Annotated in this window: 19 protein-coding genes; 4 read left to right on the top strand and 15 right to left on the bottom strand. The window is 39.5% G+C overall.

Annotated features, from left to right (window positions below):
* The 10 genes from EHQ59_RS15660 to EHQ59_RS15705 all read right to left on the bottom strand — a co-directional run bounded on the left by EHQ59_RS15660 (position 1) and on the right by EHQ59_RS15705 (position 11,326).
* Entirely contained in the window at positions 1 to 891 is an 891-nt protein-coding gene (locus EHQ59_RS15660) for a class I SAM-dependent methyltransferase (protein ID WP_135620624.1), read from the bottom strand.
* 7 nt (positions 892 to 898) lie between these two features.
* Entirely contained in the window at positions 899 to 1,753 is an 855-nt protein-coding gene (locus EHQ59_RS15665) for a metal ABC transporter permease (protein ID WP_135620685.1), read from the bottom strand.
* Positions 1,746 to 2,459, bottom strand: a complete 714-nt coding sequence (locus EHQ59_RS15670; RefSeq protein WP_135620626.1) for a metal ABC transporter ATP-binding protein — start codon at positions 2,457 to 2,459, stop codon at positions 1,746 to 1,748. The genes EHQ59_RS15665 and EHQ59_RS15670 overlap by 8 nt, the downstream gene beginning before the upstream one ends.
* Positions 2,437 to 3,402, bottom strand: a complete 966-nt coding sequence (locus tag EHQ59_RS15675) for a metal ABC transporter substrate-binding protein (protein ID WP_135620628.1) — start codon at positions 3,400 to 3,402, stop codon at positions 2,437 to 2,439. Before EHQ59_RS15675 ends, EHQ59_RS15670 begins: the two co-directional genes overlap by 23 nt.
* A 10-nt stretch (positions 3,403 to 3,412) precedes the next feature.
* Positions 3,413 to 4,723, bottom strand: coding sequence for a TonB-dependent receptor (locus EHQ59_RS15680; RefSeq protein WP_135620629.1), 1,311 nt, complete (start codon positions 4,721 to 4,723; stop codon positions 3,413 to 3,415).
* 125 nt (positions 4,724 to 4,848) lie between these two features.
* Positions 4,849 to 5,592, bottom strand: coding sequence for a hypothetical protein (locus EHQ59_RS15685; RefSeq protein WP_135620631.1), 744 nt, complete (start codon positions 5,590 to 5,592; stop codon positions 4,849 to 4,851).
* A 53-nt stretch (positions 5,593 to 5,645) separates the two neighbouring features.
* A complete protein-coding gene (locus EHQ59_RS15690; RefSeq protein WP_135620687.1) occupies positions 5,646 to 6,584 on the bottom strand; it encodes an amidohydrolase family protein in 939 nt (312 codons plus the stop codon).
* A 61-nt stretch (positions 6,585 to 6,645) separates the two neighbouring features.
* On the bottom strand, positions 6,646 to 8,403 hold the full coding sequence (locus tag EHQ59_RS15695; protein WP_135620633.1) for an acyl-CoA dehydrogenase family protein: 1,758 nt from the start codon (positions 8,401 to 8,403) through the stop codon (positions 6,646 to 6,648).
* Between the two features lie 134 nt (positions 8,404 to 8,537).
* Positions 8,538 to 10,070 carry a methyl-accepting chemotaxis protein gene (locus EHQ59_RS15700; RefSeq protein WP_135620634.1) on the bottom strand — a complete coding sequence of 511 codons (1,533 nt, stop codon included), beginning with the start codon at positions 10,068 to 10,070 and terminating at the stop codon, positions 8,538 to 8,540.
* A 65-nt stretch (positions 10,071 to 10,135) separates the two neighbouring features.
* Complete coding sequence (locus EHQ59_RS15705) at positions 10,136 to 11,326, bottom strand: acyltransferase family protein (protein ID WP_135620636.1); 1,191 nt, start codon at positions 11,324 to 11,326, stop codon at positions 10,136 to 10,138.
* A 220-nt stretch (positions 11,327 to 11,546) separates the two neighbouring features.
* Here EHQ59_RS15705 and EHQ59_RS15710 point away from each other — a divergent pair, with 220 nt between their 5' ends.
* Both EHQ59_RS15710 and EHQ59_RS15715 read left to right on the top strand, forming a co-directional pair.
* Complete coding sequence (locus EHQ59_RS15710; protein ID WP_135620638.1) at positions 11,547 to 12,530, top strand: GTP-binding protein; 984 nt, start codon at positions 11,547 to 11,549, stop codon at positions 12,528 to 12,530.
* The gene (locus tag EHQ59_RS15715; RefSeq protein ID WP_135620640.1) at positions 12,527 to 13,066 is read left to right on the top strand and encodes a hypothetical protein; all 540 of its coding nucleotides are present in this window, start codon (positions 12,527 to 12,529) and stop codon (positions 13,064 to 13,066) included. The genes EHQ59_RS15710 and EHQ59_RS15715 overlap by 4 nt, the downstream gene beginning before the upstream one ends.
* A gap of 77 nt (positions 13,067 to 13,143) precedes the next feature.
* On the opposite strand, the gene EHQ59_RS15720 is transcribed toward EHQ59_RS15715, so the two are convergent.
* The 5 genes from EHQ59_RS15720 to EHQ59_RS15740 form a co-directional block, all read right to left on the bottom strand.
* Positions 13,144 to 14,706: a HEAT repeat domain-containing protein gene (locus EHQ59_RS15720; RefSeq protein ID WP_135620642.1), complete on the bottom strand. Its 1,563-nt coding sequence runs from the start codon at positions 14,704 to 14,706 to the stop codon at positions 13,144 to 13,146.
* A gap of 85 nt (positions 14,707 to 14,791) precedes the next feature.
* Complete coding sequence (locus tag EHQ59_RS15725; RefSeq protein WP_135620644.1) at positions 14,792 to 15,469, bottom strand: hypothetical protein; 678 nt, start codon at positions 15,467 to 15,469, stop codon at positions 14,792 to 14,794.
* 12 nt (positions 15,470 to 15,481) lie between these two features.
* A complete protein-coding gene (locus EHQ59_RS15730) occupies positions 15,482 to 16,777 on the bottom strand; it encodes a hypothetical protein (protein WP_135620646.1) in 1,296 nt (431 codons plus the stop codon).
* 260 nt (positions 16,778 to 17,037) lie between these two features.
* The gene (locus EHQ59_RS15735; RefSeq protein WP_135620648.1) at positions 17,038 to 17,928 is read right to left on the bottom strand and encodes an LBF_1199 family protein; all 891 of its coding nucleotides are present in this window, start codon (positions 17,926 to 17,928) and stop codon (positions 17,038 to 17,040) included.
* Between the two features lie 116 nt (positions 17,929 to 18,044).
* Complete coding sequence (locus tag EHQ59_RS15740; RefSeq protein ID WP_135620650.1) at positions 18,045 to 19,313, bottom strand: NHL repeat-containing protein; 1,269 nt, start codon at positions 19,311 to 19,313, stop codon at positions 18,045 to 18,047.
* Between the two features lie 176 nt (positions 19,314 to 19,489).
* Between EHQ59_RS15740 and EHQ59_RS15745 the strand changes: the two genes are divergently transcribed.
* Together EHQ59_RS15745 and EHQ59_RS15750 are read left to right on the top strand one after the other, a co-directional pair.
* Positions 19,490 to 21,811: a delta-60 repeat domain-containing protein gene (locus EHQ59_RS15745; RefSeq protein ID WP_135620651.1), complete on the top strand. Its 2,322-nt coding sequence runs from the start codon at positions 19,490 to 19,492 to the stop codon at positions 21,809 to 21,811.
* A gap of 124 nt (positions 21,812 to 21,935) precedes the next feature.
* Positions 21,936 to 22,331 (top strand): helix-turn-helix domain-containing protein (locus EHQ59_RS15750; protein WP_135620653.1); only part of this gene is annotated, 396 nt, incomplete at its 3' end.

Below are 22,331 nucleotides of genomic sequence, written 5' to 3' on the forward strand. Positions count from 1 at the left end.
CTACGAATCGTTTCGAACGGAAAAGACCATCATATCACCCATTTGGAACCATTTCACAAATCGGTCCATAAATGCCTTCCGCATTCGAAAAAAAACACTCGCATCTTTGCGACTGGTCATCCCACTCCCATAAGTAAACGCTTTGGGTGAGTGGTAACCAAGAGATAATAATAGTTTTTTTAAACCAGAGAAAGAATAATAATACAAATGTTCTGGTACGTTTAAATACCGCCAGTTGAGTCCATTCCATTTCGCAAGGAAACCATATCGACAAGTAGATAAAATTAAAATCCCACCAGGTAACAGATGTTTTTTGATCTTTTCTAAAGTTTCTTTTGGTTGGTGTAAGTGTTCAATGGTTGCCCATAGTGTGATCACATCAAACTTGTTTTGAAAGCCTTTGTCCCATTCTAAAAAATTGTCTTGGAAAATCGAAAGGCCAAGAGTTTCCCGTGCAAAACGAACGGGTCCATCAGCTATTTCAATACCTTTGGCTTCATAACCTCGTTCTTTCAGGTAGGCCACAAAATAACCAGCGGCACAACCGATATCGAGTGAAGAGAGTGGTTTTTTAGAAGTTTGATTTTGTAATTTCCGTTCCCCTTCCCAAGTGAAAAAATTCAAATCATGTAAATTCATTTGGAAAACACGAGAGATTTCCTTCCGAAGTTCACTCGAATAATAATTATCATACCCACGTTCTGTCCTTTGGGTGAAATAAGAATCATGGTAGTATTTTTTAACCGCTTCTAAACTGGGCTGAGGGTTCACCTGAACAAGCCCACATGTTTCACAACGAACAATGGTAAATGTTTCTCCCAAAGGACTATTTTTAGTATGGAGGAATCGAAAAGAAGATTGGCCGCAGGTATTACAAGGAATGGTTTCCACAGTGAACCTATCGGCTGGTTTTCGTAAAAAAGGAAGTGATAAGAGCCCGAACCAAGTGGATTAAAAACGCAAAAAAACAAAGCACCAGGATGATACTCGAAGAAGTGGGAAAATACACCATCTCCCCATTTCGTTCTAGTCCGATGAGGGAGACCATAAACCCAATACAAGTAGATAAAATGGAAAACAAAACACAAACGATGGTTAAAATTTTGAGCGAACGAATGATAGGAAGTAAGGCAAACACAGGAAGCAACAAATGGGCAATGCTATAAAAGGTTCCCAGTAAATTCACAGCGACCGTGAGAGATGCGGCAAGGATGATATAAAAAAGGTAATCAAAAGGAAGTGGATTTCCCACTTGGATTTTGTATTCGTCTCGATCAAAACTGATAAAAAGAAACCTTCTAAAAAAACTAAGGTAGAGGAAAAAAAAGAAAACTGCCACATAAATTCCAATGGAATCGGCTCTCACTTGGGAGGTTAATATATCTCCAAAAAAAGCCGCCATCAAATGGTTTTGCACATTGCCACCGAGAGCGAGCATGAACTGAGAAGCAGCAGAAAAAAAGACAAATAAAATTCCGAGGATGACCTCTTCCTTCATTCCAGGAAGTTTCCGCACATACAAAAGAGGAAACACCAAAATACAAGAAAACAAAATAGGAAAAATTTCGCCTGGCCATTCCATAAATAAGGAAAAGGCAACGGAAAAGGTAACCGCCTGGGAAAGAGTTACTCCAAAAAAAGTCATTCCTCGTAATACGATGAGAATTCCTAAAACTGAGAGTAAAGCACCCACAAGGCTACCAACTAAAATTTGTGGTAAAAATAAATTCCAACTCGAGAGGATACTAGTCATGGTGGTGGCAGTTAGGTGGCCTTTCTCCATTGGTGATATTATATAATTTACCTTCATCTATCTCAAACACTTCATCAAAACCCAATGCCCAATCATGTTCCAAACTATGAGTGATGAAAAATAGGGATTTGTTTTTTGTTTTTAAATATTCCGATAAAATGGTTTGGAAAAGTTCTCTTGCATTGTGATCCAAACTATCCATCGGTTCATCTAAAAATATCAAATTAGCATTTGTCAAAAGAGACCTCAGGATGAGGACTTTTTGTAACTGTCCCCCACTACATAAGGAAATTTGTTTTTTTAAAAAAGAACTGACACCCGTCCTTTCAATGAGATTCCAATCGTCGTTTGTGAATTTGGATTTCGGTAAAAAGCTGAAACCAATGTTTTTTGGCATCAAAAGTACATCTTCCACACGTAAGGGAAAATCAAGTGCCATCTTTTTGGCTTGGGGCACATAGGAAGTGGTGATCTCTTTGGAAAATGCAATGGTTCCAGAAAGTGGAGGAAGTAAATCCGTGAGTGTGCGAAAAACTGTGGTTTTACCAGCTCCATTTCCACCAACAAGGGCATAGGTTTTTCCCGATTCGATGTGAAGGTGGATGTCCGAAACAACAGGAAACTCCTTACGATATCCAACTGACAAATGTTCTGTATGGATAAACCGAATCGGAGTTGTAAGATTATTTGGTTTTGTCGCTGGCATCACGTATTTTTTGTAAACTAAGTCTTAAGGCATCTTCGTAACTTGTGGTATCCATTGCTCCAACTGAAACAGGCAATGTGACAACCATAGAACCAGGAACCTTGGACGAGACATACTCAGCATATTTTGGATTGTGATAAGGACCAATCAAGATAATTTTTATCTTTTCTGCAATCATATAACTGATGACTTGGTCCATATAACGAACTGAAGGTGGGACACCTGGCCTTTCTTCGATGGTAAGATTTGCATTAAACTTAAATCGAGACGCCAAATACACAAATTGGTCATGAAAAACAGCCACTTTGAGTCCAAAATAGGGTTCCATTTTTTTCATTTCTTCTTTGGTGATTTGGATGATTCGTTTTTTAAAAGTTGTAAAATTCCCTTCGTAGTATTCACGATTGAGTGGGTCTACGCGAGTTAGGGCATTTTTCACATTTTCAGCCATTTGGATGGCATTGATGGGATCATTCCAATAATGAGGGTTTCCATAGATATGCATATCTCCCATGGAACGGTCCATCATCACCGTTGGTTCCCCTAAAATTTTTACACCAAAGGAAGTATCACAATACCCAGGTTGCCCTTTTTGGATCTTCATATTACGTGATTGTTGTTGCAGGTAGGGAATCCAACCTACTTCTAAATCAAGTCCCACCACACATAACACATCTGCTTCACTCAGTTTGACTAAAAAGTCGGGACGAGTCATCACAAAGTGAGGATCATCCACACCACGTATCATTCCATAGACATCTGCTCTTTCACCTGCGATTTGTTCGGCGATATATTTGATATCGGAGATACTTGCCACAAGAGAAACTCTTGCAGAAATCGGAGAGGAAATCAGAAAAAGAAATATGAGAAAAACAAATACAAATGAGGTCGTAATGAAAGATCGTTTTTGATTTGAAACACTATGATCACATAAAGTATCCATATTTTACCTCTTAATAACTATGAGCTGGGTGGGATCCCAAAATCGCAACTGCCTGCACATAAAAACGCCATTCCCTTTGTTCCTGGAATTCCGTTTTCGAAAAATCCTGGATATAACGCCTTTCCACCGATCCTCGGATACGACCAAACTCAGAACTATGAAATGTAATCTGCATGGAATGAGCTTCTATAGCATTGTCTGCATGTTTTCCATTTTTGTCGACTAGGGATTTATCGGTAAAATAATCATAACGATACCCCAATGACCACAATTGGTGGAATTTATAATCGACAAAGAAATAATACCCCCATTGGTCCCTGGAAGGTGCCTTTGATCTTTGGAAGGTAGACACATCCAGTTGTTCTGGGAAAATTTCTTGTTGGTACCACCCTTCCGACATGATCATAAGTTCCCGGAGATTGGAACGGTTCCAACGTAAGACCGCATCCATCCCATACAAATACCTTTGGTTACGCCTGTCGGTAGTGGGTTCAAAACGTACGCCAGAGAATCCAAATTGGGTTCCCCAGTTGTTTCCAAAATAATAAAAATGTTTGAGGTGGACATACCCCATTGGGTTATTTTTTTGTTGGCCTTCTGAATGGGAATGCCCCCATTTTTTACCGTTGGTAGCACCTAACACCAATTCCTGGGTGATCCATTTCCAAGGGAGAAGGATACTAAATTCAGCACCAGTGTCCATCGCTGATTCGAATCCGATGAATTTTTCATGGACAATGGGATTCATCGTAAACGGCCTGTCATGTAAATGGATACGATTTAACCTACCGATATCAATGAACATCTGCCCTACTTTGAGAGAGGTATTTAATGGTAAAAAAGGAAAAATCACATTGGCTTCATGGACTTCAAAATAATACTTTCCATTTTCCCCATGTGCCGCCCCGAGGAAGTTTGCCCTCATCCATTGGTCAACAGCCGCAGTAAATCCAAATTCGGCAGAACGAACATCGAGTTTGTTATCAATTCTTTCGCCCGTTCCCCTGGGTTTGTTTCTATCCCAAGCACCAACGATATCTATGGCCGCCGAAACATCCATCATTAGGTTTTGCGCAGATCGATTGATTTGATTTGATTGTTGCACATTGGAAGTCACACCTCGACTTCCTGCGGTACTTTTACTTCTGGATTCTTGTTCCTTTAAATCTTTGTCGAGTTCGGATTCCCAATCGTTTGTCTCTTGAGCTTTGCCACTCGTTTTTTCTTTGGAAGTTTGTTTGGCAGGTTCAGGGTCTTCCAACTCCTTTTCCCAATCGTTCGTATCAGCGTACAAAAAGAACGCAAAAAAGACTGGTAACATGGTTGTTACCAGTCGAGCGAAGGAAAAATATTTACGAATTCCGAGTTTCACTTTTGTAGTTCAGTTTCTATTTTGTAAAATGATCCAAGATCCAGTCTCGATGTCATTCCTTTAACGGAAAGAGCCTACTGCACCGATATTGGTGAAGAATAAATTGTAACTGATTTGACAACCGCATTACTAATTCTAAGGCCAATTCGATCCCCTGAAAAATGAGTGATCGTTGCGTCTTTTTCTTCGAATTCATAATTGTTTCGATCCACCTGATTGCATGGTAATGACCAACCAAAAATATGTGCATCTCCACTCTCTTTGTGGACTTCCAGGCAAACAGTTTTTTCAACGGACACGCTAGATGCCCATGGGGAACCAGTTTTATCTCCAAATGCATTTGCAACAGAAGCATTTAACCATTGTGCAGAAGTGGGACTTAAACGCACACCGGGGCCTGCGAGACTGCTTGTGGTTTGCAACATTGCATCAATGGAAGAGCCACTTTGGCTCATCACATAAACAATTTCCATTCCTGCTTTCGATTCATTACCTGTTTCTGATAAACTAGATGCATTGGTTACAATTGTAGATGAATTACTAGTGCCTTGAATTCCGCCATTGAAACTAACTCCACTCACAGTGAACCCAAATCCACTTAATACGACGTTCGCATCTCCATTGCATCCAGCAAAATTATATTTTGTGCCATTTCCAGCAGCTCCAGAAACTGCGGTAGGACCACAACCAGGTCCCGCAAACAACGCTGCTAAAATTAAATCTTCATTGCTATCTTTTTCTTTGGAAGAAAAGAGTTCGGCACAATTGCCCAGAGCTAATAAAACGAGAAACAATACGATTGGTTTTAAAAATTTCATCACTACCTCTGTTCGCCCATCATTTGCAACGCTGTTGCAAATGCAACCACGTTTCATTTGAAAAATCGGTTTTTTGCGTTTTGGTAGAGAATTTTTTGTTTGGCCAAATCACTGATGGGCAAATCCAAAAGTTTCGAAATGGGATGGTTTAAGTGATAAGGGATATTCGGAAAGTCAGAACCAAAGTAAATTTGGTTTTGGTACGTTTCTAACAAGGGAATGGCGGCATCTACCTCTGTTTCCTTCCCCGTGGCAAGAAAATCCACAAAGACCATCGTGGTATCTAGAGCCAAATTCGGAAACCTACCCAGTAACGACGCATAGGCGGAGATTTCATGTGCACCCATATGAGCAACAATCACATTTAACTTTGGATAAGTTTCCATAAAGGGCAAAAAGAATTGGATCCCTGTAAACTCACCAGGTAATGGTGCCGTACCTGTATGGATGAGAATCGGAATCTCTTTTTGTTCTAAATAACGAAATGTATCACTGAGTTCAGGATCATTCAAATTGAGTTTTGAAACTTCACAATGGAGTTTGAATCCACGAAAGCCGTATGTTTCCACGGCTTTTTTCACATAGGCCAACACACTTTCTTCTGGGTAAAATGTCCCAAAGGGAATGGCCCCTTCCCAGTTTTGGTAATTGGCATAAGTCCAATCATTTAGCGAACTTGCCATTTCTTTTTTGTGTGCGTAATTGAGTGTGGTAAAATGTTTGATTCCATTATGGTGTAAACGTTTGACTCTTTCTAACTCAGGCAAACGGTAACCGATGGCCCAGTTCACATTGTCAAACCAACGCCAAATTAACTTCATGATGGTTTCGGGGAAAAAATGAGTATGAATATCAAAGATAGTGGGAATTCCTAATTCCCGAATTCGTTCTAAATGATTAGGTGTTTCTGAATCGAGGATGGGAGGGAAAGAATCTCCTCTCCAAGAAAATGGAGAAGAGAGCCTAGTGTCTGTTAAGTTAGCACTCTTCACTTCTCCTGTTTGTTCCGCAAAACAAGCGTAACAGGGAAGTAAAGAGGAAAAACCGTTAGGTTTAGGCAGTGACTGGAGTTTTTTTCTTTCCACGAATCTTGGTAAGGTTCGATGCAAGAATGGCCGTACTGTCTAAAATGTAACTTTCAGTTAGATTTTTTCGATGGGTCCTTCTTTCGACCTTAGAGCGACCAATACTTCTTTCGAGTAACAAACTGTTATGGAATCTCGCAGCTGATTCAACCACTTCAAACGCCAACTCTTCTCGGAGTGGAGTGGAGTCAATTTCAGCATACTCAGCCACAACCGTTTCAAATTGTTTGAAGAGTTCATTTAACTCAGAGGAAGAAACAAAACTAGCCATTTCCGATTTTAAATACTCTCGGTAAATCCCAGTTTCTGTCATACCAGAGACAATCCCACCAATACAAGCTACGGTTTGGAGTTGTGTGGTTCCTTCGTAGATATTGGTGATCCTTACATCACGGTATAATCTTGCTACATCATAATCTTCCGTATAACCAGAACCACCATGGATTTGGAGTGCATCGTATGCGACTACGTTTGCCATTTCCGTGATGTAGTATTTCGAAAGTGGTGTAAAAAGAGAGGCAAGTCTTTCCCATTTTTTGAACGATTCATCTTTTTTGATGTCCTTTTCAGAAAGGCCTTTCATCTTTCCTCGTTCTTCTTTCCAACGATACTGATCCACTGCAAAACTTGCTTCATATAAAATGCAACGCATCGCAGCCACTTCTCGTTCCATACGTTCCAACATTTTTTTCACAGCAGTGATGTTGTTAATGGTTTTACCAAACTGAACTCGTTCTTCTGCATACTTTTTACCTTCGAAGTAAGCGGCAGTAGCTATTCCCATTGCTTGGGCAGCAATGTTCAATCGTGCTTGGTTCATCATCGCCATCGAATATTTGACAAGGCCTTTGCCTTCTTCTCCGATGAGAATCCCTGGAGAATTTTCAAAGACCACTTCACAAGTAGGGGAACAATGAAGACCCATTTTCTTTTCAATGGAAGCAACAAAAACATCTTTAGAATGAACGAGGAAAAAGGAAAGTCCACGTGCCCCACTCGTTGTAGAACCTGTCCTTGCTAATGTTAAAATGATCGAAGGTGCATTTCCAAAACCACAAGCATGAGTAATAAAACGTTTGGTTCCCGTGATTTTCCAAACACCATCTTCCCCTTTCACAGCTTTTGTTTGTAAGTTAGGAAGGTCCGATCCGTAATTGGGTTCAGTGAGTGCCATAGCACCACAAAGTTCACCTGCTGCCATCTTTGGAACAAACTCGTGAATCATTTCATCTGTTCCAAATCGTTCAACAGTTTCGGCAAGGTTCATACATCCAAGTGTGATCGCAAGCGACCCATCACCACGAGATACACATTCAGATAACATCGATTGCACGACAGAAGGAAGTCCGAGTCCACCGTAATGTCTATGGATTCCGTAAGGTAATAAACCAGCAGATTTGATTTTCTCAACGACGTCTAACATTGGTTTAGGGAAACCAACTTGTCCGTCTTTGTATTTGAGACCCTCTTCATCCATTTGTTTAGCGATTTGAGAGATGTCATTTCCAGCGATGTCTCCCCCTGCTTCCAAGGTAGAACGATAAAACTCAATCGCATCTTCGTAATTGCCAGGAGCGAAGGTTAATTCCTCTTTTCCTGATTTTTGAAATTCTGCAAAATCTTCAAACCCTTGTTCATATTGGTCGATGACCGCATTCCAAGGTGTGAGGGAATCAAAATGATCAATTAGGTCATCATTATCATTAAAATAGTTATTAGATATCATACAATCGTTGTCTCCTAACGAGGACTTTCACTCAAAGTTGATTTGTAGCAAAAGAATTACAAATAATTTTCCCCTCGTCTATCCTGAACGAAATTCACTAGCGTTAAGTTAATGGTGTTAAACAAGGAGAGGTTTTAACGAATCCGATTGGCGAGGACTTGGATATCCTCAATGTGTTCCGCAAGCACCCTGGTATTCTCTGCGACTACTTGCACAGCATCTTCTATGTTTTGTGCTGCACGCATCACTTCTTGGTTACCAATCGATTGTTCTTTGGCAATGGTTTCTAATTGGGAAGAAATGTCTTTTAGTTGTTTTTGAGATTCCACGACTCGAGCGTTTAACTTCTGCATATCGATAATTTTTTCATTGAAGTTGATTACTTTGGTTTGGATGTTCAACATTTCCTTTTCTTGGTTGGAAGCCATGGAGGTAGCTTCTTTTGCAGATAGGTTTCCTTTGATGAGATCCGATTTTGATTTTAAAATCGTTTTGGAAATGATACTGGCATTGGAAGCTGAGTTTTCGGCAAGTTTTGCTACTTCTTGTGCCACAACGGCAAATCCTCGGCCATGTTCCCCAGCCCTAGCCGCTTCAATTGAGGCATTTAATGCCAGCAAGTTGGTTTGATCAGCGATTTCTTTCATGATTTGGTTTACATCTTCTACCTTTTGAAAACTCGAACTAACTTCAGAAAGTACATTGTTTAAGTTTTCCATGGAAAGGGTTACCAAATTACTAAATTTGGAAGATTCCTTGATTTGATAGGCAATCCCTTCAATTTCACTGCGAACAGAAGCAACAATCCCTTCCAAAGTTTGGCTTTCTTCATTTAAGGATTCAATTCGTGCATATTGGTCTTTTACAAATTGAAAAGAGTTTTCCGTAGACTGAGCAATTTCTGTTAAAGAAGCAGATATCTCTTCGATGGAAGCTGCTTGGTTTTGGACAAGTCCATTCAAATCATCGGTAAACACCTTTAAGGCGGCAACAGATTGGTTGAGGTTTTCTGCTGTTTCCACCATTGCTTCTTTTTGTTCGGAGACAATTTTGGAATGGCCATCAGCTTCCTTTTTTCCTGCCACTGCTTCTTCACGGATAGCGATGAGTAAACCAACCATTTTACTCATAAAAAAAGTAGCCAAAAGCAAAAAGACAATCTTTACTATTTCAATCGGAAAGGAAACAGAATGGGCAAGTGTATGAACATCATTTCGGTCAACAAAACTAACCCCTTGTTGAAAGGATAACACGAGGGAACCAATATGAACGATGATGAGTAAAAAACCTATGATAATGGTCTTTTTGCTAGAAATCAAAAATCCGGAATATAAAATCACAAAAAAACAAATCGTGTAATTGATCCCAGACTTAAGAGCTGCTGCGGCCAAATCCAAATTGATGACGGATTGACCCCAAGTAGAAACTCCTGTCAGAATCACATCTCCCACCACAAACCAAAATGGATAAGGATTCAAATTTCTTCGAAACAAATACATCTGCAAAAAAGCAAGTACACCATATAACACAGTAGAGGTGGACATCACAATCAATTGGTCTGTTCGAATGGAACCTAAACTTCCAAGAATTCCCAGGACATAAATCCCAAATAAAATCAATCGGATGGTGTTGATGGTTTTTGCTGATTTTAATGTATATTCGTCCATGGTGTTCCCTTGTTTTCTTATTTTATGGAAAGGATAGTTTACTCATCCAGTGGAGATTTCCTATCCTAACCCAATTTTTTTTGAGACAATAAACGATTTCGTAAGGCTAAAAATGGTTTTTCAGTTAATAGATAATAGAAATATGCATACCCTAATATCATTACTCCAATAGGGATTGTCCAAAGGAAAATTTCATAATAATAAATCTTATGATATCCGATGAATTTTCTAGAAAGGGCACCAAGCGCTAATAAGTGGATGATGTAAGCACAATAGGAAAGTTTTGCAACGGGGGAAAAAACAGGAACGGACAATACTTTACTCGTCCAACTATTTTCATCAAAAGTTTTGATTAAAATCACTGACCAGGCAATCGATGCGACTAAAAAACGAAATACACAAGTAAACAATTCCGGTTTGTCTTCTGTTGTTAAAAACATAATCGCAAACAAACTCGTTACAGAGAGGATTACAGCGTGAAAAGAAAATTTGTTTTTCAGAAACTTAGAAATCCAATCTGGATAATAAATTTGGACTGCTGCTATTAAAACTCCTAAAAATAAACCATCCATTCTCGAGTGAAACGGGTAATAGAAAGCGCCTGTATAAGTTCCGAAATTTAAATTTTCAGGACTGATCAAAGAAAAATGAATCGAACGAGTGATCGTTGGAATGATTACCAATGTTCCCAGGGACAACAAAATTTGTTTTGGTCGTTTTAATTTTAATATGAAAAACAATAAAATAGGTAACAAAATATAAAACTTTTCTTCCACACTGAGTGACCAACCGTGAATCATGATCCCTGCAAAATAATCACTCATGTAAGTATAATCCCAAATCACACGTTTTACCAATTGTGCAGATTCAGTTCTGACTAGTTCGTCCGTGGCAATTTTTGATAGGTTATAAATAAAAATAAATTGAAAGGTTAAAAATAGATAATAAGGAGGGAAAATCCTTAACACACGTTTTGTGAGAAAATTACCATAATTGATGGCATTCGTTTTGATTTTTTCTTTGAGGAGTTGGCCACCAATCAAATACCCACTCAAAACAAAAAAAGCATCCATACAAAGGGAACCATTATTTAAAAAATTTTCGATCCAAACATTGGGTTCGTAAAATCCAAAATATTTGTATGGTCGAAACATATGCGTGTAAATCACCATAAAAAATGCGATCCCACGGATTCCATTGAGTCCCTTCAACTCAAGAGGGTTGGTTTTAAAAACTGAAAAAAAATAATCTTTCATGCACTAATCTTTGAGTCATAAGCAAACCAAAAGTGTTTCTTACGGTCACTTTATTTTTTCATCGAATGTAAATTTTACTCCTCGAAATGTTTTGAGAAAGGACATTCCGTTCCGTTTGCTTAAAAAATGCAATATTTTTTGCAACAATGTTGCATTTACTATTGACAAGAATCCATCCACATTCCCAAATGCAACTGAATTGCGTATTTTGGAGGATCATATGGACAAAAAAATTCCCGTTACGGTACTATCTGGTTTTTTAGGCGCTGGGAAAACTACTCTTCTCAACCACGTGCTTTCCAATCGCAAGGGTTTGCGTGTAGCCGTCATCGTCAATGATATGAGCGAAGTGAATATCGATGCGAAACTGGTTGCCAACGGAGCCAACCTAAGCCGAACCAATGAATCTTTAGTCGAAATGTCCAATGGTTGTATTTGTTGCACGTTAAGAGAAGATTTACTCATTGAAATCACTAAATTAGCCAAAGAAAACCGTTTTGACTACATTCTCATTGAATCCAAAAAAAATAGATTACTCACAATTTTACGTTCGTTAAACGCAGAAGCAGAAATCATAACAACTGACTATGGTAAAGTTCCTTTAGAAAAGGTATTTCATACCGGTAAGTTTAATTTCGATCGAGCAAGTAACTCCCCTCTTTGGTTAAAAGAACTCAAAGGGGAACATGTTCCGGAAACAGAGGAATACGGGATTAAAAGCTTTGTATATGGAAACAGAAGACCAATGCACCCTAATCGATTTTACGAATGGTTAGATTCTGAGAAACCTGGCCTTGTTCGAGCGAAAGGGTTTGTATGGCTTGCATCCAAAATGGATTGGGTATTACTCTATTCCCAAGCAGGAAATCTTTCTTCTTATAAACAAGAAGGTTATTGGTGGGCCAGTATTCCCGAAGAAGAGATTCCGGATGATCCAGAAATTTTTGAGAATTTAAAAAAATATTGGTTAGAGCCTTGGGGTGATAGGAGACAAGAAATTGTTCTTATCGGACGAGATATGGACGAAAAAAAGATAAGAGTGTTTCTCGACAAATGCCTGCTTACCGATGAAGAATACAAACAAGGCCCAGAGCATTGGAAAACCTTAGAAGATCCATTTCCCAATTGGGATGAGATGATCTCTTCGTCCGAAGAAGAAGAAGAAGTGAAAACAGAAACTGATGCGAAGATGGTGCCACAATGAAAGTTTTTTTAGGAGAGATACCCATCGAACTCTATGGTAAAAAACCAAAATTCGGAGAACCTTTCCGTGGAAAATTTCAATTCACTCCAGCGTTAAACACTCGTTCCCGTTTTCCGAATTTGCAGAATACAAAAGGACTTGTTTTTGTTTCAACTTTACCCAATGTAAAATCATTTGCATGTTCTACACAAGTTTTGGAACTTGAAGAAGAAATCAAGGCACGCAAATTACAAGCGAAGATCATTCATCTTGCTTCTTGCGGACAAAATTCTTGGATGGAAATAAAAAAACTCCACTCTCATCTAAAGGCAAAAGGATACTCTTTAGGAAAAAGAAATTCAATGGAAGTGCAAACGATGAAACAAATTTTGGGAGTGGGAGTTATCAATTCTAACCGCTTGGCACATGGGTTATTTGTCCTATTGGATGGAAAATTTATAGCAAGTTACATACCAAAACAACAATACGGTGTCCCAAATATCAAACGGTTTTTAAACAAAATCGAAAGGCGATTTGAAACCAGAGGATCTAAATAATAGATACATTCAGAAATCGCCAGAATTCAAATTGAATCCTCGAATATCTTTCAGGATAAACTCAATTTGAATTGAATCTAAGGATTTGCCTTCACCCAAACATTCCATTCTTTAGCGGTACGGAATTTTTGACCAGTAATTGCCGTTAAGGCATAGTAACTTAACTTACGTTTTTCAGCATCATCTCCATTTGCAAATTCCATTAAAACAGAAATTGATTTTGGATCTTTACGTTTGGCAACCTCTTCCATTGCGGGGCGATATACTTCTGCATTATTTGATTTTGTCGCTTCCTCTAACAACAACCTTGCCTCTTCTGTTTGGATGAGAGCAACTGTGGATAAAATCTGTGGTGCCATCTTGGGACGATTGGAGAGAAGTGATTTTAATTTTGGTAAACTTGTGGGATCTGCAATGGAACCAAGTGCTTCCAACGCATAACCCATAAGCTTTGCATCTCCTTTGTCCAAAGCAGTGAGTAAATCTGGAACCGCTTCTTTTGCTCCCATCACACCGAGTGCCCAAGCCGAACCATAGGGCCCTTCTTTGTCTCCCGATAATAATACCTTTCGTAGAAGAGGAATCGAACTAGAGTCTCCAATCCAACCGAGGGCTTCTGCAAACGTATCTCTTTCCGGTGTATTTGATTTTGCGAGTAATTCTTCTAATCGATTTTTACCTTCTTTGTACTTTTGACGGCCAATGATTTTTGCCGCATAACTCCAGTTTTTAGTATCACTGGAATTGAGCAAATCGAATGCGAGTTTTGCAGCTTCTTTTGAAGGGATGGAACAAAGCACATCTGTTGCATATAACTTTGATTCACTGTTATCTCCTTTCAAAACAGAAAAAACCTTTGGAACGACAGAGGGACTAGCAATTTCGATGAGTGCTAAGGAAGCATTTTCTTTTCCTTTGTCAAAGGGTAAGGTTAGAGCAGTCACTAAAACATCATTAGCATTTTTGGCCTTGATCCTACCTAACGCTAAATAAGATGCAGCCAGTGTAGGAGATTCATCTTGGATTTTAGTTAAGCTAAGTAAGTATGTTTCAGCTGAAGAAATTTTTAATTTTCCAAGTGCCATGGCAAAGGTTTTATCTTTTTCTCTGTCTTTGTTTTTTAAAGCGAGAGTCAAAATTTGGGAACCCACCGAACTTACACCAATTTGCACTAAAGAATCCACGGTTTGCAATCGAAGGGTTGGATTCTCATCATTTAACAATGGATATATGCGACTGACAACAGATCCATCTTTCATGCGAGTGAGGGCATCCAAATACACATCCTTTGGATTTTCATGATCAGACCACATCAAATTTGCGATCATGTTGGAAGATGTTTTATCTTTTAAATCACCGAGTGCTATGGCGGCTCCTGCCCGCAAACCAGGATCTTTGTCTTTTAATAAGGTTCGGAGAATGGGAATTGCTTTTGTGACACCCCGATTTCCCAATTGGATGGAAGCTTGTCCTTTATCGAAGGTAGAGCCCGATTGCAAAGTGCGTAATAAAACTTCTGATGTGACTTCTTCTTCCACAGGAATCACCTCGAGGTTTTCTGGTTCACTCGGCCCACCAAAACAATTGATGTGAAATGAAAAAAATACAATTAGGAAAAAAACTATTGGGATTCGTTGCATAAAGATAAAAATGAACATGGGATAAAGAATGTAAAACCAAAAGCATCTGCTTTGCAAGAAGCCTTTGGTTTTCAGTTGTTGGTGATTAAGAGTTAGGGACTTGGTTTCTTACATCTTTTAGAGTTGCGAGTTCTTTTCTCCAAAGTTGTAAATCCTTTTCCGCTGAACCTTTCACTTCGCCACTTGGTTTTTTATTTTCAAGCCAATACTCAACCATTTGGATGCGAGATTCTAACTCATTGATTTTGAAATCAAAATAAGCTTTTTGCACTTTCGGAGAAGGTCGTTCTCCTGCATTTGGTTCTTCGGCACTTGGTTTGTCTGACCATTTTTCTTTCGAAACACTTGCTGAAAAACTTGCATCCAAGGCCGTGAAGGAATCCAACATTTCCAGTTGTTCCTTCTCTTGGTTTTCGGTAAGAGGCCGACGAATTTCTCTCGGAATGTAGAAATTGTTTGGATATTTAGCCGCAAAATCTCTCCATTCCTCCTTAATCTCTTCTTTACGATTTGGTTTTTTCTCAAGAGCAAACGGCCATAGGACTTCCGCTTGTGCCAATTCCAATTCTTCTGGATTGGGAGCATCCGCAAATTCTGGATCATCAAAGATGGAATTTGCGTGTTTTTCTGAACTACCAAAATCGGAGTCTGACACAACTTGGTTTTCTTTCGATTCTGTCTTTGTCATCTTCCAGAGGGTGATGCTAAACAAAACGAGGAAAAAACCACAAACAGAAAGTATACCTATTAACCGTTTATTCATCTTCTTATCCTCTTACGTAAAGATAGAAACAACCCAAGAAATTGCCTGTCCGAAAATATTCTCTGTTAAGAATTTTTTCAAATCAACAGGATTTCTATTGAGTGAATCATAATACCAAGCAGTGTATTCACTTACTTGAGGGACTGAGAATCCATAACGAGTGTTAATTGCTTTAATTAATTCGTTAGCAAATAGTGAGTGACCATACATGTTCGGGTGAACACCATCTAATCCAAATACACCAGGTTGGTTTGGAAGTGGCCAGTTTGCTCTTGCATTTCCTGGAGACCATCCTGAAGCACTACGAATCGGTCTTCCGTTTTCTTTTAAGTCATCAAAGATCACTCGTAAGTCTGCCACTGCGAAACGCATAGTAGCACCTTGTGCTTTGATTTCATTGTTTAACATACTCAAAAAGTTGGAAATGGTTGCCACTTCGTTTGCATCTAATACTTGGTTCGGGTCAGAAACAGAATTTCTAAAAAATGCTTTTAAACCAGAATAGTTAGCTCTTCCATTTGGATCACGATAGTTTTCGAGAAAAGCAATCGCAGTTACATTCGGAACAGTGAACAACACTCCCCCTTTTAAACTTCCCATCGCAGCCATTCTGCGGAAAAATTCGCGAATGTCTCTTTTGAAACGTGTTTCATCCAAACAATCTGTTGATGTATGAAGTGCTGTACAGAGAACATGGTTGGCACCAGCAGATCCAAAGAGGAAAGTTGGTTTTACTTTCTCCATCACTTGGGCTTGTGTTCCTGCATCTCGTAATCCAAATCGATGGAATTTGTCTGGTTCTTGGCAATCAGCTACAGTCACCCAACGGTAAGTATACCAATACCATTTTGCCCAATACCATTCTTTCACTTGTTTGGTGGCGTTGATATCTTCACATTTACCAGAAGTTCGCAGTACTGTCGTGTATTCCGCACCTGTGATCCCAGCATGTGTTGGTAAAGAAACAGTCGATGCGTTTCCACCAATGATACTTTCAGCGATACAAAAAATACCGCAGTCCCATTTCAAAACGTCCTCTAAATTGACGAAAGGCCCTTTCAAAACATTGTAAGATACAGACGCACCAGCTTGTTTTGACACGAGAACCGGGTAAGCCCAGTCTTGTGTTTTCTTTTCTACGGTTACACCAAAGAACCCTTGGCTTAGGGAATCCCCGATGACTCCTACTTTTTGGAACATTTCACTTTGTGTTTGGGCTGACAATGAGCCAGCAAACATCAAAACGAGCACCAATCCGAATGCTTTTTTTGTGTTCATATTTCCTCCCAACCGGAACATTTTCAACATACTTTAAACAATTACGACATTTTGGTGTCTTTTTGAACGAGTGTCAAATAATTTATTTCCGAACCACTGCAATTTTTTGAACTTAGTTCAATTTTATACCAAGAGAGTGGACATTTGCGACAAAAACGTAGTGAAAACGGTGATGACTGGGGGGCGGTTTAAGGGCGATGGAAACAAAGGAAAGAGAGAAAAATAAGAGAGATAGTGACTTATCTATGAAAAGGAAATCAAAGACGAAACGTAAAATACGAAATTACTGCTTAAAAATACTTCCCTTCCTTTTCAAAATTTCCTAAGGCAGAAAGAACCGTGGATTCTTCCCAACTATCTAGGATGACCCCGTTCCCTTTCAAATACACAAGCACATCATACCGATCCAGCGCATGAACCTTCACGAGTTCCTTGAGAACCAAAGACAATCGATGGGAATCTCTTTGGTTTGGTTTGAGTGTTTTCTCTTGGTTTAAATCATACCTATCTTTTAAGTCTTGGCAAAATGTTTCCCAAACATGGATGGAACTTAAAATAGATTCTAATCGTTTCCGATTTTCTTTTTCTTTGTCGGTAATGTCTTCGATTGTCTGTTTGCCCGAAACCATCATCATTCGTAAGTAATAATATAACGTGTGGCTATTGAGTAAGATTTTCCGAATTTCGTTTTCCCGTAAGTTTGCAAAAATTCCAAGAAGAGTCTGCATAGTCATATTTTTCTCTTCCAAAAGATCAAAATATGCTTCCCATGTTTGCGGATCGAGATTGGAGAGAAGGTGAATTTTTAAGGTAGGGTCCCTATCCATCTCCTCTCCCAAGGAAAGGATACGTAAACTTTGATTGGATCCAAAGAGTTGCCTGATTTGCAAAAAGTAAGAATTCGAATCAAACTGATCTAATAAAAACTGTTTTCCATAACCAAAGTAGATAAACTTCATCAGAAGTTCTGGTTTGATATTTTCATCGTTGAGAAATTTTTGAGTCGCTTCTTCGGAGCGGAGTAACCAGAGATATTCGAAGACTAAATCACAGAACTCATCATCATCTAACATGTGATCGGCGAGCGACCTGAGATCCTCACCTTTTTCGATGGATAAAAAAAACGACAAAAGTTCGTTAGGAGATGCGTTTTTCCAAAACTGAGAAGCCTTCCATCGCATCCTCAATCTGTAACGGGATAAAGAGATCGTGTCAATGTTAATTTAAAAATGCTCAATTTACGATGCAAAATATCAAAAAAATTACAAATTCCTACTCCATTGGATTCGTATATTCTTTAGTAACTATTCCAATAACTACTCTGTAATAAAGCATTACAGATTTTCCCATTGGCTCCAGGATTGATCACCAAAACATCATCTTCTGTATGAGGGATCGTATAAATTTTTCCGTTAGGTGCTAAAACTCCGTCTCCCCATTTGTTAAAGGTTGGATAACCTGCATTATATACAGATGTTAATAATGTATCAGGGTCAATGGATACGATGTTTTCATTATCAGCTGGAAGTGTATGAATTTTACCATCAGCTGCTAAAATGCCTCCTCTCCATTTACCAGTAAGCGTAACACCGACTGCTGGCACGGGAAGTAAAGTCACAGAATCATTATTTGGATCTAATATTAAAAAATTAGCAGAGTCAGCTGCCATTGCAAAAATTTTGCCTTTCGGTGCCAGGACCCCATGTCTCCATTGATTTGCACCAGAGGGAGATGGGATCACATAACTTTTTTCTGAATAGGGATCTAAAGCTAAGATAAAATTTACATTATAAGGAAAGGCATAAATTTTTCCATTGGGAGCCAAAATTCCTCCCTCCCACATATTTGCTGCCACCAGTGGAGACGATATGGTGCGCACTGCATCGGTTTTGGGATCGATCACAAGGATTTTACTGGATGCCATGGGAATTCCATAAATCAAACCATTGGGGGCAAGGATCCCTCCTCTCCATTTACCACTTCCCGTTTCCGGAGAATCAATTGTATAAACTTCGTTAGTTTCTAGTTTAACAACTAGGATTTTGTCCGAGTTTCTGGGAATGCCATATACTTTGCCATTGGGGGCAAGGACGGCTCCTTCCCATTTGCCAGTCCCGCTAAAACCAGATGCGAGAGTCGATGTATCATTTGCATTGGGATCAATGACGAGTAGATCTGACCGGTCATATGGCATCGAAACAATTTTACCATTGGGAGCTAAAACACCACCAAGCCATTTCGCCATACCTGTAATTGGTGTGGAGATACTCGAAACGCTCATCGCCGTTCCACCCAGGTTTGCTTGTTTTCTTAGTTCTTCTTGTACATATTTCCAACGTCTTGGTTGGATGACGGACAAAATGTCCATTTCACAAATGGATTTGGTCGGGGCAACCGAGCCGCAATACTCGCGGTCATCATCATTGAGAATCCGAGCCAAATAAAATGTTTGGTAGGATTCCGAACTTGGGTCACAACCATTTTCTAATTTCGGTAAACCACAGGTAATGAAAAAGAATTGGGAAAAGAAAACAAACCAAACTGTGAATGTTTTAAAATTTCGCATCAGCGTGAGAGCACTCTACAAAAAGAGAATTTTTTTCCTCAAAAAACTGTCAAACGAAAGAAATTTCCTATGGAAATCCATAAGGATAAACACGTATGTTTGCAAGCATTTGAATTTTCTAAATAATAATTTTTTGACAAACTGATATTCAAAAAGTCCGGAAAGGAAAATAGCAGTTGTCAGAGGAATCCGATTTGTATTACTCTCTGTTAGTGTGCCCCATGATGCGATTCTTGCAGATTTCATTTTTCCTTTCACTGACTTCGATTTTTCTTTTTTGCAAACCCCCAAAACTATCCAATGCCTGTGATCCCGAATCTGATGCCTATTTACAAAGCACCATCCTACGGTTTTTGCTAAACGACTCCTCCCCTTCTTGTTTGCCTGGATTTTCCAAACTCCCTAATCAAATCTGGGGAGCATATAGCGATATCCCAGCCAATGTGGATGTCCGAGCCTTAGCCGTTTACGACAACAAACTTTATTTAGGTGGCTCGTTCCAATTTTTAGGACCGAATACGGGAGGTGCTGCTATTCTCAACACCACGGATGGATCCATTTTGGATGAAATGGTTTGTCCCTATTTAGAAGTGTATGCGTTTAGCAATGTTGCCATCTCTGATGAAAATGGTGGTTTTTATTTGGCCGGGAGTTTCACCCATGTACAAGGCAAACCAAAACGAAGTCTTGTCCATATCAAATCCAATTGCCAGCTTGATCCCAATTTTGACGTGGGAACTGGCAGTGCAGGGTTTACCATCAATGACATCCAATTGGTTGGGGATAAAATTTATATCGGCGGAAGTTTCACAGTTTGGAATGGAGTGGCTAGATCTAACCTAGCAGCCGTCAATCGGTATACAGGAGAGTTGGACAATACTTGGGTTCCGAATGCTCAAGGAGCTGTTGCGGCACTTGCCCCTGACAACGATGGAATTTTTGTGGGAGGCGCCTTTACAGATTTGAATGGAGATACAGCCTACGCACGTTTAGGAAAGATTAATTATAATACAGGGACCTTAATCTCCAGTTTCATAGGGCCCAATGTTACGGACGGTTCGATCCAAGCCCTTATACTCGGACAAGATTCATCGAATAACAAAGTACTTTATGCTGGCGGTAACTTTGAAGTTGTTTCACCAACGAATGCAAGATCATTTTTTATGGATGGGAATACCACTGCATGGAATCCGTCTCCCAATGGTCCCGTGACTGACATTGCTGTTCTAGGTTCCAAAGTGTATTTATCAGGAACCTTTAATACGGTGGCTGGATCGACCAGGAATTATTTTGCAGCGGTGGATAATAATCTGGGCACTCTTGGAGGGGAGAATTTATCCCTCATTGCCAGTGATAGCATTGCTTCGATTGCAGAGTTTGGTGGCAAGTTGTATGTCCTCGGAACCTTTACTTCCGTTCTTGGTAATTCCCGTCGGTTTGCATTATCTGTCGATCCAACCAATGGTCAGATCTCGTCATGGAATCCCAAATTTTCCACAGGTTTCCAAGCTAGTACCGGTAAACTTGCTTTTTCTTCTGATGGAACCAAAGTATTGGTTCCTGGAAGTTTTTATAGTGTGAACGTAGTGGAACGAAATGGTTTTGGTTCGATTGATTTGATCACAGGAAAACCAACGAGTTTCAATCCACAATTGGTAGGTTCCATCAACTCACTCCATATCAAAGACAAAATTCTGTATGCTGGTGGATCGTTTAGCTCTGTATTAAGCACATCACGAAGTAATTTTTTTGCCTTAAATTTAGAAACATTAAGTCTAGAAGGAACAGCTCCGACTTTCGATGCGAGCATCAATGTCATCCAATCTGATGATAACTATCTGTATTTAGGTGGATCCTTTACAAACGTAGCAAGCTCCACAAGAAACAATCTTGCACGTTTGGTACTTCCTAGCGGAAACGTGGACTCTTGGAATCCAAATCCCGATGGAGCGGTGAACTCTCTGCATACTCACAATCAAAGAGTCTTTGTGGGTGGTGCCTTTGCATCGATAGCAGGTTCGGGAACACCTAATCTTACGGAAGTTAACCGAATTTCTGTTTCCAATTTATTATTTCCTTCGAATGTGAATTTTCCCAATAGCAATGTCAACGCAATCACTACCTATCAAAATCAATATTACATCGGTGGTGCATTTAATTCCATTGGAGCACAAGCCTCACCATTTTTTGCCAAATTTGATGGCCAATCGGGAACATATACATACAACCTCATCACCGCCGACAGTGAATTATCGAGCATCTCTGTGGGTGAAAATGGAAAAGGAATCCTCGGCGGGAGTTTTACAACTATCAATGGATCTCCTAGGGCCGGATTTGTATTTTATGATTTTATCAACAATAAAGTGTTAGATGGGAATATACCATCCACTGGAAATGTAGTTCAAGCCCTTTCCATACAAAATCGTCATTTTATCAGTGGTAAAATCACCCAGGCAAATAACCTTCCAAAGGGTGGATATGTGATTTGGGATTTGTAAGGAAATTCAATTGTTTGTGCTAGTATAGTATTCACCTGACAGTTTCGTAAAGAAGCAGTGGTCACACATCCTCAATTTAAAAAAATGATTTTTACCACAAAGTCATTTCCTTGGAGGAAAATGCATGACCACCACCAATACCAACGTAAGCACCAAAGCAGCGAGAAGAAAGCTAAATTTATTAGAATTGGCAAACGAATTAAGCAATGTCAGTAAAGCCTGCAAAATCATGGGATACTCCAGACAGCAATTCTATGAGATCAGAAGAAACTACCAAACGTTTGGTTCAGAAGGTTTGATCGACAGAGTATCTGGAGCGACCAACCCTCATCCAAACCGATTGTCGGAAGAACTCGAAAAAGTGATTTTGGATTATAGCCTCATCAATCCAACTCATGGTTCCATTCGTGTTGCTCAACAATTGAATTTAAAAGGTCACAGTGTAAGTTCAGGCGGAGTCCGAGGAGTCTGGACAAGAACTAAGCTTCTTACAAAACACCAACGACTTCTAAGACTCGAT

The organism is Leptospira kemamanensis (assembly GCF_004769665.1).
In the GTDB taxonomy this organism is placed as follows: domain Bacteria; phylum Spirochaetota; class Leptospiria; order Leptospirales; family Leptospiraceae; genus Leptospira_A; species Leptospira_A kemamanensis.

Bases quoted from the DNA above. Each gene is read 5' to 3' on its own strand.
- EHQ59_RS15705 (WP_135620636.1), bottom strand. From the start codon at position 11,326: ATGAAAGATTATTTTTTTTCAGTTTTTAAAACCAACCCTCTTGAGTTG.
- EHQ59_RS15685 (WP_135620631.1), bottom strand. From the start codon at position 5,592: ATGAAATTTTTAAAACCAATCGTATTGTTTCTCGTTTTATTAGCTCTG.
- EHQ59_RS15740 (WP_135620650.1), bottom strand. From the start codon at position 19,313: ATGCGAAATTTTAAAACATTCACAGTTTGGTTTGTTTTCTTTTCCCAA.
- EHQ59_RS15735 (WP_135620648.1), bottom strand. From the start codon at position 17,928: ATGCGATGGAAGGCTTCTCAGTTTTGGAAAAACGCATCTCCTAACGAA.
- EHQ59_RS15680 (WP_135620629.1), bottom strand. From the start codon at position 4,723: ATGTTACCAGTCTTTTTTGCGTTCTTTTTGTACGCTGATACGAACGAT.
- EHQ59_RS15675 (WP_135620628.1), bottom strand. From the start codon at position 3,402: ATGGATACTTTATGTGATCATAGTGTTTCAAATCAAAAACGATCTTTC.
- EHQ59_RS15665 (WP_135620685.1), bottom strand. From the start codon at position 1,753: ATGACTAGTATCCTCTCGAGTTGGAATTTATTTTTACCACAAATTTTA.
- EHQ59_RS15725 (WP_135620644.1), bottom strand. From the start codon at position 15,469: ATGAATAAACGGTTAATAGGTATACTTTCTGTTTGTGGTTTTTTCCTC.
- EHQ59_RS15670 (WP_135620626.1), bottom strand. From the start codon at position 2,459: ATGCCAGCGACAAAACCAAATAATCTTACAACTCCGATTCGGTTTATC.
- EHQ59_RS15700 (WP_135620634.1), bottom strand. From the start codon at position 10,070: ATGGACGAATATACATTAAAATCAGCAAAAACCATCAACACCATCCGA.
- EHQ59_RS15710 (WP_135620638.1), top strand. From the start codon at position 11,547: ATGGACAAAAAAATTCCCGTTACGGTACTATCTGGTTTTTTAGGCGCT.
- EHQ59_RS15720 (WP_135620642.1), bottom strand. From the start codon at position 14,706: ATGCAACGAATCCCAATAGTTTTTTTCCTAATTGTATTTTTTTCATTT.
- EHQ59_RS15730 (WP_135620646.1), bottom strand. From the start codon at position 16,777: ATGTTGAAAATGTTCCGGTTGGGAGGAAATATGAACACAAAAAAAGCA.
- EHQ59_RS15715 (WP_135620640.1), top strand. From the start codon at position 12,527: ATGAAAGTTTTTTTAGGAGAGATACCCATCGAACTCTATGGTAAAAAA.
- EHQ59_RS15695 (WP_135620633.1), bottom strand. From the start codon at position 8,403: ATGATATCTAATAACTATTTTAATGATAATGATGACCTAATTGATCAT.